Source organism: Actinacidiphila sp. bgisy167 (genome assembly GCF_057707665.1).
Genome location: NZ_JBYIQP010000003.1, coordinates 9,663 through 25,723, shown reverse-complemented (window position 1 = coordinate 25,723; position 16,061 = coordinate 9,663). Strand labels below are relative to the sequence as shown.

General features: G+C 69.7%; 1 protein-coding gene. It reads right to left on the bottom strand.

Translation table 11 applies throughout. From position 1 onward, the window contains the following. Window positions 1-22 precede the first annotated feature (22 nt). Window positions 23-16,003 carry a non-ribosomal peptide synthase/polyketide synthase gene (locus tag AC3ET4_RS01825; protein ID WP_431945249.1) on the bottom strand — a complete coding sequence of 5,327 codons (15,981 nt, stop codon included), beginning with the start codon at window positions 16,001-16,003 and terminating at the stop codon, window positions 23-25. Between the last annotated feature and the right edge of the window lie 58 nt (window positions 16,004-16,061).

Genomic DNA, 16,061 nt, shown 5'->3' with positions numbered 1-16,061 from the left:
CGGGAACGGGCGGAGCGGCGACCTAGCGCGGCCGGGGACGCAGGACGGGCCGGCTGTGCTTCTCCGGTCCCAGCCGCTTCGCCAGTCCGGCGGGAGTGGGCGTTTCGAAGATCGCGCGGATCGGCACTTCCCTGTTGAGGGTGGCGCGGATGTGACCGGCGAGCTGGGTCGCGAGGAGGGAATGCCCGCCGAGGTCGAAGAAGTTGTCGTCCACTCCGAAGCCGGGGACGCCCAGCACCTTGCCGAAGATGTCGCAGAGAGCGGCTTCCTCGGCTGACGCAGGTTCCCTGCGCTCGCCTTGGCCGGCGTAATCGGGCGCTGGGAGGGCGGCACGGTTCAGCTTGCCGTTCACCGTCAGCGGCAGCGCGTCCAGGACGACGATCGAGGACGGGACCATGTATTCCGGCAGCAGGGTCGCGACATGGTTCCGCAGAGCACCGACCGCCGCTCGGAAGGCGTCGACGTCCTCGGTGGACAACTCGCTCGCCGGGACGATGTAGCCGGTGAGGCGTTTGTCGCCGGGTTGGTCTTCCCGGACGATGACGGCGGCTTGGCCCACGGCCGGGTGGGCGAGGAGTGCGGTCTTGATTTCACCGAGTTCGATGCGGAAGCCGCGGATCTTGACCTGGTCGTCGGTGCGGCCGAGGTATTCGAGTTGCCCATCGGTGGTCCAGCGGGCGAGGTCTCCGGTGCGGTACATGCGCTCGCCCGGTTCGCCGTGGGGGTTGGCTACGAACCGTTCGGCGGTCAGTGCGGGCCGGTCGAGATATCCACGGGCCAGTTGGATCCCGGCCAGGTACAGCTCTCCGGCGACGCCGGGCGGTACCGGGCGCAGTGCTGTGTCGAGTACGAAGGCCTGGGTGTTCCAGACCGGGCGGCCGATGGGCACGACGCCGTCGTTGTGAGCGTCGGGTTCGCACGTGAAGGCGGTGACGTCGATCGAGGCTTCGGTCGGCCCGTACAGGTTGTGCAGGGGGACGCCGAAGGAGGTCATGAAGCGGTCCCGCAGTTCGGCGGGCAGGGCTTCGCCGCTGGCCATGACCGCGCGCAGCGATGGCAGGGCCCATGGGGAGGTTTCGGCTGCGGTGATGAAGACCTGAAGCATGGAGGGGACGAAGTGGGCGATGGTGACGTGTTCGCGCTTGATGAGCTCGGCCAGGTACTCGGGGTCGCGGTGTCCGCCGGGGCGGCCCATGACGAGGGTGGCGCCTTCGAGCAGGGGCCAGAAGAACTCCCAGACCGATACGTCGAACCCGAACGGTGTCTTCTGCACGACACGGTCGTCCGGGGTGAGGCGGTAGGCGTCCTGCATCCACGCGAGTCGGTTCACGACACCCGCGTGGGGGACCGTCACGCCCTTGGGTCGCCCGGTCGATCCCGAGGTGTAGATCACGTAGGTGGGGTGGGCCGGGAGCAGTGCCCCGCCGCGGTCGGCGTCGGACAGGTCGTCGCCGGCCTGTCCGGCCAGCTCGGTGATGGTCGCGGGGTCGTCCAGCACCACCCGCGCCACGGCTCCGGGTAGAGCGCTTCCGATGTGACGGGTGGTGACCACCAGCGTGGGCTTGGCGTCCCGCAGCACGTAGGCCACCCGCTCGGCCGGGTACTCGGGGTCGACCGGCACGTATGCCGCGCCGGCCTTGACCACGGCGAGCAGGGTGACGACGAGATCCGGGGAGCGGTCCATCATGACCGCCACCCGCTGCTCGGGACCCGCACCACGCTCCACCAGCAGTCGTGCCAGCCGGTTGGCCCTCGTGTTCAGCTCCGCGTAGGTGAGCTGGAGGCCCTCGAACACCACCGCGACTGCGTCCGGGGTCCGGGCCGCCTGCGACTGGAACAGCTCGGGAAGCGTCGCGGGGGCGACGTCGCGGGCGGTGTCGTTCCACTCGACCAGCAGTCGGCGCTCCTTGTCGTCCAGAACGTGGATCGCACGCAACGGCCGCCCGGGATCGTCCTCGAGCGCAGTGACGAGATCCTCGACCGCGGTGTGCATGAAGGCGCCCACCGATCGCGGATCGACCGGCGCCACCGCTTGGACGGTGAAGGTGAACAGGGGGTCCTGGTCGTTGACGGCGAATTCCAGCGGGTAGTTGGTGCGCTCGTGGCCGTGCAGCAGTTCGACGCCCTCGGGGGTCGGTGCGGCGGTGTCCTCGGCGTGCCGGTAGTTGAACAGAGAGGTGAACAGCGGCGTCCGAGCGGGAAGGGCGCTGGCCCGCTGCGCCAGGATGAGCGGTGCGTGCTCGTGCACCAGCAGATCCGCGAGCTGCCGCCGCATGGCGTCCACGGCGTCACGCACGCTCATGGAGCCGACGACGAGGCGGGTGGGCAGTGTGTTGACGAACAAGCCGGGCACCCGGTCAGCGCCGGTTCCGGCGTTCATCCGGCCGAACAGCACGGTGCCGAACACCACGTCGTCGCGGCCGGAGGTGGCTGACACGACGCGCGCCCACGCGACGTGAAACAGCGTCGCCGGGCTGACACCCAGGTGCCGCGCCTGCTCACGCAGCCGCTGCGCCACCTCGCCATCCAGTGGCATGCGCGCCTCGGACACGCCGCGGCCGTCGCCGTGCACGTCCAGCAGCCCGTACGGCGCGGTCGGCTCGCTCACGTCCCCGACAAGCTCCGCGAAGAACCGCTCGTGCTCCTGAGCCGAGATCATGAGCCGTGCCCGTGCGACGAACTCACGGAACGGCAGCGGCGACGGCAGCGTGTCTCCGTTTCCGGAGAGGATCGCGCGGATCTCCTCGAAGACCAGGGCGAGGGACGTACGGTCCTGCACCAGGTGATGCACTTCGAGCAGGACGTACCAGCGTTGGCCGTCCGGGTCCTGCGCGACGCCGGCCTGCATCAGTGGGGCGCGCCGGACGTCCATCGGCGTGGTGCGTGTGGCCAGCAGGCTGCCTACGGCGTCCGTGCCCTCCAGTGGGAGGATCGTGACCGGAACGGGGGCGGTGCGCAGGACGACCTGGACGGGTTCCCGGAGACCTTCCCACAGGAAGGCCGTACGCAGGATGTCGTGCCGGTCGACCACCTGCTGCACGGCGGCGAGAACGTCGTCCACCCGCTGCCGGGAGTCGAAGCGCAGGACGTACGGCAGCGTGTACAGATCGGTGCCGTTCTCGCCCTCCAGCAGGTGGTGGAAGAGGATGCCTTCCTGGAGCGGGGCCAGCGGGTATATGTCGGCGATGTTGGCCGCACCGCCGGGCACCTGCGCGGTGATGTCAGCGATCTCCTCCGTCGTGAGGTCGGCCAGCGTCACCATCTCCGGAGTGATGGTCGTGGCACCTGCGGGGATGCCGTTGGTGGGCAGCACCAGCCTCGGAGCGTCGTGCAGTGCCGCCAGACCGGCCACGGTCGGGCTGGTGAAGAGCGTCCGCACATCCACCGCGACACCCGCCGCCCGGGCCCGCTCCACAAGCGTCACCGCCAGCAGGGAGTGCCCGCCCAGCTCGAAGAAATCGTCATCGACACCGACGGAGGGCAGGCCGAGTACCTCGGCGAACAGCGCACACAGGATCTCCTCCTGCACCGTCGACGGCCCACGCCCGGCGAACCCGGCACTGTACTCCGGTGCCGGCAGCGCCCGCCGGTCGAGCTTGCCGCTGACCGTCAGGGGCAGTTCGTCGAGCACCACGATGGCGGCCGGGACCATGTACTCGGGCAACACCCGAGCCGAGTGCGCTCGGAGCTCGGCGACGTCAGCGTCGCCGGCCGCCACCGCGTACCCGACCAGACGCCTGTCGCCTGGCCGGTCCTCCCGGACGACCACGGCCGCTCGCGTGACGGACGGGTGGGTGAGGAGGGCTGCCTCGACCTCGCCGAGTTCGATGCGGAACCCGCGGATCTTCACCTGGTCGTCGGTACGCCCCATGTACTCCAGTTGTCCGTCGGCGTTCCACCGGGCCAGATCACCTGTGCGGTACATCCGTTCACCCGGCTCGCCGTAGGGGTTGGCGACGAACCGTTCGGCGGTCAGGCTCGGCCGGTCGAGGTATCCCCGGGCGAGTTGTGCCCCGGCCAGGTACAGTTCGCCGGCCACGCCGGGCGGTACGGGTCGCAGCGCGGCGTCCAGCACGAACACGCGCGTGTTCCACAGAGGTCGGCCGATGGGCACCACGCCGCCGGTGGCGGCGCCGGGTTCGCAGGTGTAGGCGGTGACATCGATGGATGCCTCGGTCGGGCCGTACAAGTTGTGCAGCGGGATCGACAGCGCCGCGTGGAACCGGTCCCGCAACCAGGCTGACAACGTCTCGCCGCTGCAGACCACGGCCCGCAGCGAGGTGCACTCCTGGGCAGTGGGTTCGGCGACGAACGCCTGCAGCATCGACGGGACGAAGTGGGCGACGGTGACCTGCTCGCGCTGGATCAGCCCGGCCAGGTACCCCGGGTCACGGTGACCGCCCGGACGGGCCGCCACCAGCGTCGCACCTTCGAGCAGCGGCCAGAAGAACTCCCACACCGACACGTCGAACCCGAACGGCGTCTTCTGCACCACCCGATCGTCCGAGGTCAGCCGGTAGGCGTCCTGCATCCACGCCAATCGGTTGACCAGGCCCCGGTGGGTGATCGTGACGCCCTTGGGTCGTCCGGTGGACCCGGAGGTGAAGAGGACGTACGCCGGGTGGTCGACGAGAAGGCCGCAGGTGCGGTCGCCGTCCTCGAGGTCGCGTGTGGACAGGCGGCTGAGTGTGGTGGTCAGCTCCGGGTCGTCGAGGACGAGGGTGGGGACCTGTCCGCGGATCGCCGGCTTCAGGGCGGCGCTGGTCAGCAGAAGCACGGGTCCGGCGTCCGCCAGGAGACGGGTGATGCGGTCGGCAGGGTGGTCCGGGTCGACGGGGAGGTAGGCGGCGCCTGTCTTGAGGACGGCCAGCAGGGCGACGACGAGATCGGCGGAGCGCTCCAGGTGGACCGCGACGAGGCTTTCGGGTCCGGCGCCGCGTCCGGCCATGAGGCGGGCGAGCCGGTTGGCACGTGCGTTGAGGTCGGCGTAGGACAGCCTGACGTGTTCGAAGACCACGGCGGTGGCGTCGGGGGTGCGCGCGGCCTGTGCCTGGAAGAGGTTCGGCAGCGTCGCGACCCGTACCTCGTGCGCCGTGTCGTTCCAGGCCGACAGCACGTCGTGGCGCTCGTCCGCGCTGAGAAGGTCGATGGCCGTGACGGACCGTGCGGGGTCGGCGGTCACGGTGTCGAGGATGCGAACCAACCGCTCGGCCAGTGACTCCACCGTGCCGTGATCGAAGAGGTCGGTGGCGTAGGTGATGGAGCCGATCAGGCTGCCGGCGTGGCCTTCGCGGAACTGGAAGTCGAGGTCGAACTTGGCAGGCTGGTCACCCGTGGTCATGAGGTGGGTATCGACACCGGGCAGAGCGAGGCTCGCCGGGGCGGTGTTCTGCAGAGCGAGCATGACCTGGAAGAGGGGGTGGCGGGCCATGGACCGACTGGGGGCCAGGTCTTCCACAAGTCTTTCGAACGGCACGTCCTGGTGGGCGAAGGCCTCCAAACCCCGTTCGCGTACGCGGTGCATCAGTTCACGGAAGGACGGATCCCCCGATATGTCGGTGCGGATCACCAAGGTGTTCACGAAGAACCCGACCAGCTCGTCCAGGCTTTCGTCGGTGCGGCCGGCCAACGAGGTCCCGATGGGAATGTCGACGCCTGCGCCGAGTCGGAAGAGCAGGGTCGCGAGGGCGGCTTGGAGCACCATGAACACGGTGACGCCCTCGGCGCGGGCCAGGCTGGTGATCCGCTGGTGGAGTTCGCCGTCGATACGAACGCCGACGGTGCCGCCGCGGTGGGTGGCCACCGGTGGCCGCGGCCGGTCGGTGGGAAGGGCGAGTTCTTCCGGCAGGCCGGCGAGCGTCTCGCGCCAGTAGCCCAACTGTCGGCTCAGGGCGCTCTCTGCGTCCCGGCCGTCGCCCAAAAGGTCGCGCTGCCAGAGGGCGTAGTCCGTGTACTGGACCGGGAGCGGCTCCCAGTCCGGCGCCTGTCCGTTGGCGCGAGCCGTGTAGGCGGTCGAGATGTCGCGGGCGAGTGGCGCGAGGGACCAGCCGTCCCCGGCGACGTGGTGCAACACCAGGACCAGAACGTGTTCCTGTGGCGCCACAGCGAACAGCCGTGTTCGTATGGGGAGTTCGTCGGTCAGGTCGAAGGGGCGACGGGCTTCTCCGGTCACTGCCGACGCCAGTTCACCCTCCGGCACCTGCTCTGGGAAGAGCGGCAGGTCGATCGCCTGGTGGGCGAGGACGCGCTGCTCAGGTGCGCCGTCGACAACCCCGAAAACGGTGCGGAGGACCTCGTGGCGGGTGACGACATCGGTGAGAGCGGTTCGCAGGACCTCGGGGTCGAGGTCGCCGGTGAGGCGGAGGGCGATGGGGATGTTGTAGAGCGCGGACGGTCCTGTCAGCTGTTCCAGGAACCACAGGCGCTGCTGGGCGTACGACAGCGGCACCGTGCTGGGCCTCGGCCGGACCGCCAGTGGCAGGCGTGGGGCGTCGGCGCCGCCCTCGGCGAGGCGGAGGGCGAGTCCGGCGACGGTGGGGGTTTCGAACAGGGCGCGAACCGGGATGTCGGCCCGGAGGGTGGTGCGGATGCGGCTGACGAGGCGGGTGGCGAGCAGGGAGTGGCCGCCGAGGTCGAAGAAGTCGTCGTCGACCCCGACGTGGGGGAGGCCGAGGACGTCGGCGAACGCCTGGCTGAGGAGTTGTTCCTGGGGGGTCCGCGGTTCCCGGCCCGGGCTCGTGGCGGTGTAGTCGGGCGCGGGCAACGCCTTCCGGTCCACTTTGCGGTTCACCGTGAGCGGGAGCGCGTCCAGCGCGACGATCGCCGAAGGCAGCATGTAGTCCGGCAACACGGCTGACAGACGGGCACGGACGTCCGTGATGTCCACAACGTCCGGACCGCTCTCCGGGACGATGTATCCGACCAGGCGCCTGTCGCCGGGCTGGTCCTCGCGGACGATGACGGCGGCCTGGGTGACGGCCGGGTGGGAGAGAAGAGCGGCCGCGATCTCGCCGGGTTCGATGCGGAAGCCGCGGATCTTGACCTGGTCGTCGGCGCGGCCGAGGTATTCCAGCTGCCCGTCGGCGTTCCAGCGGGCGAGGTCCCCGGTCCGGTACATCCGCTCGCCGGAGGTCCCGTAGGGATTCGCGACGAACCGCTCTGCCGTCAGCCCGGAACGGTCCAGGTATCCCCGCGCCAGATGAACACCCGCCAGGTACAGCTCCCCGGCCACCCCGGGCGGCACGGGCCGCAGGCACCGATCCAGCACGAAGGCCCGGGTGTTCGCTATGGGCCGGCCGATGGGCGGAGTACGGCTCCACGACGGTGCGGCACACCGCATCAGCGTGGACCCGATGGTCGTCTCCGTCGGCCCGTAGCTGTTGTAGAACTCCCGATCGGCAGTGACCCACCGGGTGACGAGACCCGCGTCCGGGGCTTCACCCCCCACCACGAGCATCCGCAACTGCGGCAGGCACGCAGGGTCCAGCTGCCGCGCGACTCCCGGTGTCACATGCGCCACCGACACGCCCTGCGCACGCATCACATCCCGCAGGCGCTCGAGGTCGACCCGATCGTCATCGGCGACCAGCACGAGTACCGCACCGGAGACCAGGGTGACGAACAGGTCCTGCACCGACACATCGAAGCTGAACGCCGTCGCCCCGAGCACCCGCGAACGCCTGTCGATCCCGTACTCCGGCGCGACGGCGGTGATGTTGTTGGAGAGCGAACGGTGTGTGACCACCACGCCCTTGGGATGCCCCGTGGAGCCGGAGGTGTAGATGACGTACGCGCTGTGATCGAGCAGCAACGGGCTGCGCCGCTCCCCGTCGGACAGATCATGCGCAGCGCGGCCCGACAGGTCCTGCCGCAGCCGCGGATCGTCGAGTGACAGACGAGTTGCGTCGACACTCGGCAGACCCTCCCACGTCGCGTCAGCGGCGATGAGGACCGAGGGCCGGGCCTCAGTAAGCAGATACGCGATGCGCTCGACCGGGTGACCGGGATCGATGGGCAGGTAGGCGGCCCCCGTCTTGAATACGGCCAGGACGGCGACGATGAGGTCGACGGAGCGGGGAAGCGCCAGAGCGACCAGTTGCTCGGGCCCTGCCCCGTGACCGACCAGCAGTCGGGCGAGCTGGTTGGCGCGGGTGTTGAGTTCGGCGTAGGAGACTTCGACGCCTTCGAACACCACGGCGGGAGCGGAAGCAGTGCGCGCGACCTGGGCCTCGAACAGCTCCGTCACGGTGGCTTGCGGCATGGGCCGGGTGGTGTCGTTCCAACCCGCGAGGACGCGGTCGTGTTCGACGGGACTGAGGATGTCGATCCTGTGCACCGGCACCGACGGGTTCGCGGTGACGGTTTCGAGGACACGGGCGAGGCGTTCGCCGACGCCGGCGGCCGTGTGGTGGTCGAACAGGTCGGTGGCGTAGGTGATGGCACCGTGCAGGCCGGCGGGCTTGCCGTGCTCGGTGAGGTGTTCGTTGAGCTGGATGTCGAGGTCGAACTTGGCGGGGCTGTCGCCAGTGGTCAGGACGTCGATGTTCAGGCCGGGGAGTGAGAGGTCCGGCGTGGTGGTGTTCCGCAGGGTGAGCATCACCTGGAACAGGGGGTGGCGGGCCATGGACCGGGTGGGTGCGAGGTCTTCCACCAGGCGTTCGAAGGGCACGTCCTGGTGTGCGTAGGCGTTGAGTGCGCGTTCACGGACGCGTTCGAGGAGTCGAACGAAGTCGGGGTTCCCTGACAGGTCGTTCCGTAGGACGAGGGTGTTGACGAAGCATCCGACGAGGTCGTCGAGCGCGTGGTCGGTGCGGCCGGCGACGGGGGTGCCGATGGGGATGTCGTCTCCGGCGCCGAGGCGGTGGAGGAGGGCGGCCAGTGCTGCCTGGACGACCATGAACACGGTGACGTCGTGCGTTCGTGCCAGGTCTGCGACGGCCTGGTGTGTGTCTGCGTCGATGTGCAGCTCGACGGTGCCGCCGCGGTGGCTGGCCACTGGTGGACGCGGCCGGTCGTAGGGCAGATCGAGCTCTTCCGGGATTCCGCCCAGCGCCTGTCGCCAGTATGCGAGCTGCTTGCTCAGGAGGCTGCTGGGGTCGCCCGCGTCTCCCAGCAACTCCCGCTGCCACAGGCTGTAGTCGGCGTACTGGACGGGCAACGGCTCCCATCTCGGTACACGGCCGGTGGAGCGGGCGGCATAAGCGGTCGACACGTCGTGTGCCAGCGGGCCGAGCGACCATCCGTCACCGGCGATGTGGTGGACCACGACGATCAGCAGATGCTCGTCGGGACTGATCCGGATCAGCCGGGCCCGCAGCGGGATCTCGTGCGCCAGATCGAAGGGGAGCGCCACCGCCTCCTCTTCGCCCTGCGAGGCCTGTTGGCCATCGATCACGGTGAGCAGGTCACCGACTGCGTCGGCGCGCGCGATGCGCTGGTGGGGCTGGCCGTCGGTGGTGGTGATCACGGTGCGCAGGGCTTCGTGCCGGTTCACGACGTCGCGGAGTGCGGAGTGCAGGGCGTCGGTGTCGAGTGTGCCGGTCAGCCGCAGGGCCAGGGGGATGTTGTAGGTGGCGGAGGGGCCCTCGAGTTCGCCTAGGAACCACAAGCGCTGTTGGGCGAAGGACAGCGGCACGAGCTTCGGTCGCAGCGCCGGCGCCAGGGCAGGCCTGGAGGGGGCGGTGGTGGTCAGCCGCTCGGCGAGTTCGCGGAAGGTGGCAGCCTCGAACAGTGTCCGGATCGGCACCTCGACTGCGAACGCTGATCGGATGCGGCTGATCAGGCGTGTTGCGAGGAGCGAGTGCCCGCCGAGGTCGAAGAAGTTGTCGTCGATTCCGACGGTCGGCAGGCCGAGTACGTCGGCGGCCAGGGCGCACAGGCTTTCCTCCTGGGCGTTGACCGGACCGCGGCCGGTGCCGTCGGTGGTCGGAGTGCAGTCGGGGGCGGGGAGTGCTTCGCGGTCCAGTTTGCCGTTCGCCGTGAGCGGGAGCGCGTCCAGTGCCACGATCGCCGAAGGCAGCATGTAGTCCGGCAACACGGCTGACAGGCCGGCGCGGACATCCGCGACGTCCACCCCGTCCGTGTGGTCGCTCGGGATGACATAGCCGACCAGGCGCTTGTCGCCGGGCTGGTCCTCGCGGGCGATGACGGCGGCCTGGATGACGGCCGGGTGGGAGGCCAGTGCCGTCTCGATCTCGCCGAGTTCGATGCGGAAGCCGCGGATCTTGACCTGGTGGTCGGTGCGGCCGAGGTGTTCCAGTTGTCCGTCGGCGCTCCAGCGGGCGAGGTCCCCGGTGCGGTACATGCGTTCGCCGGGTGTGCCATAGGGGTTGGCGACGAAGCGTTCCGCGGTCAGTGCGGATCGGTTGAGGTACCCCCGGGCCAGGCCGGCCCCGGACACGTACAACTCTCCGGCCACGCCGGTCGGCACCGGCCGGAGGGCCGCGTCCAGGACGTAAACGCGGGTGTTCCGGATGGGCTGTCCGATGGGCACACGGCCGTTGTGTCCGGGGTTCAGGGTTGCCCTCGTCGACCACACGGTGGTTTCCGTGGGGCCGTACAGGTTGGTGACCGACGCCGCGGCCGCCGTCAATGATCGGGCGAGCGCGGGGGGCAGTGCCTCGCCGCCGACCAGTGCCCGCAGTGCGTCGATGGCCTCGGGGGCCTCCCCGGTCAGGGCCTGCCACACTGCGGGTGTCGCCTGCAGCACCGTGGCCTGGGACCGGTGGATCAGTTTGGCCAGGGCCTGTGCGTCGCGGGCAGTGTCCCGGTCGGCGAGCACCACGCGGGCACCCGACATGAGGGGTACGTAGACCTCCAAGGCGTGGATGTCGAAGGCCACCGTGGTCACCGCGACGAGGGTGTCGCCGGCGTCCAGCGCCAGGTGCTCGCGCATGGCGGTGATGAAGTTGCCGAGTGCGTGGTGGGAGACCACGGTGCCCTTCGGCCGGCCTGTGGATCCGGAGGTGTAGATGACGTACGCGGGGTGGGCGGGCAGCAGTGACGTGCCGCGTTCGGTGTCGGTCAGGTCCGCGCCGTCGAGACGCGAGATCGCCTCCACGGTCTCCGAGGCGTCCACCACCAGCCGTGCCGCATCCTCGGGCAGCACCGGCTCCACCGTACGGGTGGTCACCACCAGCGCGGGCCGGGCGTCGGCCATGACGTAGGCGATTCGATCGATCGGATGATCGGGATCGATGGGGAGGTAGGCGGCCCCTGTCTTGAGTACGGCCAGGATGGCGACGATGAGGTCGACGGACCGTGGCAGTGCCAGTGCGACCAGTTGCTCGGGCTCTGCTCCGTGTTCGATCAGCAGTCGAGCGAGCTGGTTGGCGCGGGTGTCGAGTTCGGCGTAGGAGACTTCGACGCCTTCGAACACCACGGCGGACGCGGAGGGGGTGCGGGCGACCTGCGCCTGGAGCAGTTCGGGAAGCGTCGCGAGGGGAAGTTCCCGGGTGGTGTCGTTCCATTCCACCAGGATGCGGTGGTGTTCGACCGGGCTGAGGATGTCGATCCGGCTCACGGGGACGGACGGCTGTGCGGTGACCGTTGCGAGGACTCGGATGAATCGCTCGGCGATGCTGGTGGCGGTGCGGTGGTCGAAGAGGTCGGTGGCGTAGGTGATCGCTCCGCGCAGACCGGCGGGGGTACCGCGGTCGGTGAGGTGTTCGTCGAGCCGGACGTCCAGGTCGAACTTGGCGGGACCGCCGCTGGTGGGCCAGACCGCGGTGGTCAGGCCGGGCAGCTCGAGATTCGGCGTGGTGGTGTTCTGGAGGGTGAGCATCACCTGGAACAGGGGGTGGCGGGCCACGGACCGGGTCGGCGTGAGCACTTCCACCAGGCGTTCGAAGGGCACGTCCTGGTGCCCGTAGGCGCCCAGGGCCGTCTCGCGTGCCTGACTCAGCATCTCCAGGAACGTGGGATCGCCGGACAGGTCGGAGCGTAGGACGAGCGTGTTGACGAAGAATCCGACCAGGTCGTCGAGTGCTTCGTCGGTGCGTCCGGCGACGGGGGTGCCGATGGGGATGTCGTCGCCGGCGCCGAGGCGGTGCAGCAGGACGGCCAGTGCGGCCTGCAGCACCATGAAGACGGTGACGCCCTGTGCTCGGGCGAGGTCCGCGATCGCTTGGTGGACGTCCGGTTCGATGTGCAGGTCCACGGTGGTGCCCCGGTGGGAGGCTGCCGGTGGACGGGGTCGGTCGACCGGCAGGGCCAGTTCCTCGGGGATCCCGTTCAGCGCCTGGCGCCAGTAAGCCAACTGTTGCGACAGCACACTGGCTGGATCCGACGCGTCGCCGAGGAGGTCGCGCTGCCACTGGCTGTAGTCAACGTATTGTACGGGCAACGGCGCCCATGCGGGGGAATTGCCGGCGGTGCGGGCCGCGTAGGCCGTCGAGAGGTCATGGGCGAGCGGGCCGAGGGACCATCCGTCACCGGCGATGTGGTGGACCACCACGACCAGCACATGCTCGTCGGGGCCGGTCCGGAGCAGTCGGGCGCGCAGCGGGATATCGCGTGTCAAGTCGAAGGGGTGCTCCGCCGTTTCGGTGACCAGGCGGGTCGCCTCGGCCTGCGGGACGCGTTCGGCGTCGACGGCGGTGAGGAGGTCTCCGAGCGCGTCGAGGTCCCGGATCCGCTGGTACGGCTGGCCGTCGACGGTGGCGAACACCGTGCGCAGGACTTCATGCCGGGCCAGCACGTCGTGGAGTGCGGCGTGCAGGGCGTGGGTGTCGAGGGTGCCGGTCAGCCGTAGGGCCATCGGGAGGTTGTAGGTGGCTGATGGGCCTTCGAGCTCGCCGAGGAACCACAGGCGCTGCTGGGCGAAGGACAACGGCACCAGCTCCGGTCGTCGCGTCGGCACCAGCGGGGAGCGGGGCGCGCTGGAGGTGGTCAGCCGGGCGGCCAGTTCTCGGAGCGTGGGAGTTTCGAACAGGGTCCGGATCGGGACCTCGACGCCGAACACGGACCGGATCCGGCTGACCAGACGGGTCGCGAGGAGGGAGTGGCCGCCCAGGTCGAAGAAGTCGTCGTCGACCGCGACGGACGGCAGGCCCAGGACCTCGGCGGCCAGGGAGCACAGGATTTCTTCCCGGGCGTTCGCCGGTCCCCGGCCGGTGGTACCCGCGGCGTAGTCGGGGGCGGGCAGGGCCTTGCGGTCGAGTTTGCGGTTCGCCGTGAGCGGGAGATCGTCCAGTTCGACGACCGCTGCCGGCACCATGTGGTCGGGCAGCAGGGCTGCGACGTGGGCGCGCAGGGCGGTGCTGTCCGTGGGCAGGGCGCTGCCCGCGGTGCGGACGATGTAGCCGACCAGGCGCATGTCGCCGGGCTGGTCCTCGCGGGCGACGACGGCGGCCCGGCTGACGGCCGGGTGGGAGGCCAGGGCGGCTTCGATCTCGCCGGGTTCGATGCGGAAGCCGCGGATCTTGACCTGGTCGTCCGTACGGCCGAGGTATTCCAGTTGTCCGTCGGAGCTCCAGCGGGCCAGATCCCCGGTGCGGTACATGCGTTCGCCCGCAGTGCCGTGAGGGTTGGCGACGAACCGTTCCGCGGTCAGGCCGGGCCGGTCGAGGTAGCCGCGAGCCAGTCCGGCCCCGGAGATGTAGAGCTCCCCGGTGACCCCGATCGGGACCGGCCGAAGCGCGGCGTCCAGCACGAACCCCCGCATGTTGCGGATGGGTTGTCCGATCGGTACCCGGCTGTCGTGTTCGCTGTTCAAGGTCGCCAGCGTCGACCAGACAGTGGTCTCCGTGGGGCCGTACAGGTTGGTCACCGATACCGCTGCCGCCGTCAACTGCCGAGCGAGTGCGGGGGGCAGTGCCTCGCCGCCGACCAGGGCCCGCAGTCGGGGCAGCGCGTCCGGGGCCTCCGCAGTCAGGGCCTGCCACACTGCGGGCGTCGCCTGCAGCACCGTGGCCGCCGACCGGTGGATCAGCCCGGCCAGGGCCCGTGGGTCCCGGGTGGTGTCGTGGTCGGCGATCACCACGCGGGCGCCCGCGACCAGCGGTACGTACATCTCCAGCGCGTGGATGTCGAAAGCCACCGTGGTCACCGCGACGAGGGTGTCGCCGGCGTCCAGCGTCAGGTGCTCGCGCATGGCGGCGACGAAGTTGTCGAGCGCGTGGTGGGAGATCACCGTCCCCTTCGGGCGGCCCGTGGATCCCGAGGTGTAGATCACGTAACCGGGGTGAGCGGGATGCAGCGCCACGCCGCGTTCGGCGTCGGTCAGATCCCCATCGTCAAGACGTGTGAGCGCCTCGACGGTCTCCGGGGCATCCACGACCAGCGGCGCCGTACCTTCGGGCAACACCGGCGCCACCGGCTGGGTGGTCACCACCAGCGCGGGCCGGGCGTCGGCCATCAGATAGGCGATCCGATCGACCGGATGACCGGGATCGACCGGCACGTACGCAGCCCCTGACTTCATCACCGCCAGCAGGGCGACCACCAGGTCGACCGAACGGTCCATCAGTATGGCCACGCGGCCCTCCGGCCGGGCACCCTTGGTGACCAGCAGCCGCGCCAGACGGTTCGCGCGGGCGTTCAGCTCCGCATACGTCAACCGGGTGTCCTCGGACACCACCGCCGTCGCGTCCGGCGTGCGCGCGACCTGCGCCTCGAACAAGGTGGGAAGCGGCGGGAGGGGAAGGTCACAGGTGGTGTCGTTCCACTCGACCAAAGTGCGGTGGCGTTCGACCGGGGTGGCCACATCCAACCGGGAGATCGGCGCATCGGGCTCCAGCCGGGCCAGGGCCGCGAGCAGATGGACGAACCGCGCTTGGTGGGCGGCATTCTCTTCTTCGGTGTAGAGCGCGGGGTTGGCCAGGAAATCCAGCCGCAGGCCTGCGTCACGCTCGTATACGAGGATCGTCAGGTCGTCCACCGCACCGTTCGCCAGGTAAGTGCGCGCGGTGGTCTCGCATCGTCCGAACCGGGGGAGTGCCCGGTCATCAGGAAGGAAGTTGATCTCGGGGCCGAACATGCGACTGTTCGCAGGGGCGAGTTTCAGGTCCCGATACAGGTCCGCGTATCGGTAACGCTGGTGCTGGAGAACGCCCCGGCTCGCTGCAGAAGCCTCCCGAGCCAGGTCACGCACGCTCATGCCACCCGTGATACGCAGGCGCAGCGGCAGCGCCTGGGCCATGCTCGCCACCGCCCCCCTCACACGCGACCCCTTGCGCGCCGTGACAGTCAGTCCCAGCAGGACATCACGCACCTGCGCCACCCGATGCACGTACAGCCCGGCGGTCCCGATCAGCAGGGCCGGCAGGGCGACGCCCGACGCGCGGGCCACCTGTCGAAGCGACTGCGCGATCTCAGCCGGAACCACGGCGGTCCGGCGGTGAGCATGGTGGGACGCCGACGCCGTCCGTGAGGCCAGGGCAAGGACGTCGGGCGCGTCCCCCATCCGCTCCGTCCAGTACGCACGGTCCTGCGCGAACTGCGCGCTCCCGCGGTACGCCTCGTCGTCGGCCACGATCTCCTCGAGGGGCGCGAACGGCGTGAACGGGCAGTCCCGTCCCTCCTCAAGGGCGGTGTAGACATCCGTGACCCGGTTCAGCCATACCGCGTATCCGACGGCGTCCACTGCGATGTGGTGGGCCCGCAGGTACACCATGCTTCTGTCGTCACCCACCAGTAGCACGGCGAAGGTGATGATGCGGCCGTGTTCGAGATCGGCGGGACGTGCCGCGTCGGCACGCATCCATGCCTCGGCGGCCGCCAGGGGCGCGCGCTCATCCCGCAGGTCGATCACGGGCAAGCGGTAGTCACGCAGGGGCTCTGCCACCTGCCACGGCCCGTCGTCGCTCTGCCCGAACCTCCGATGCGACAGCTCGGCCTCGGCCAGCACCTGGCCGAACGCCTTCTCCAGCAAGCCGAGCTGCAGAGGGCCGGAGATCTCCAGGTACTCCACCATGTTCTGGGCCGGGCTGGTCGGATCCAGTGCCTGGGAGTACCAAATGCCTTTCTGAGCTGCAGTCAGGGCCGTTGTGGCATGGTTCGGCATATCGAACATCCCGTGTACTTGATATCCAGCGAGAAATCAGCGCGAATTCATTTCTGCA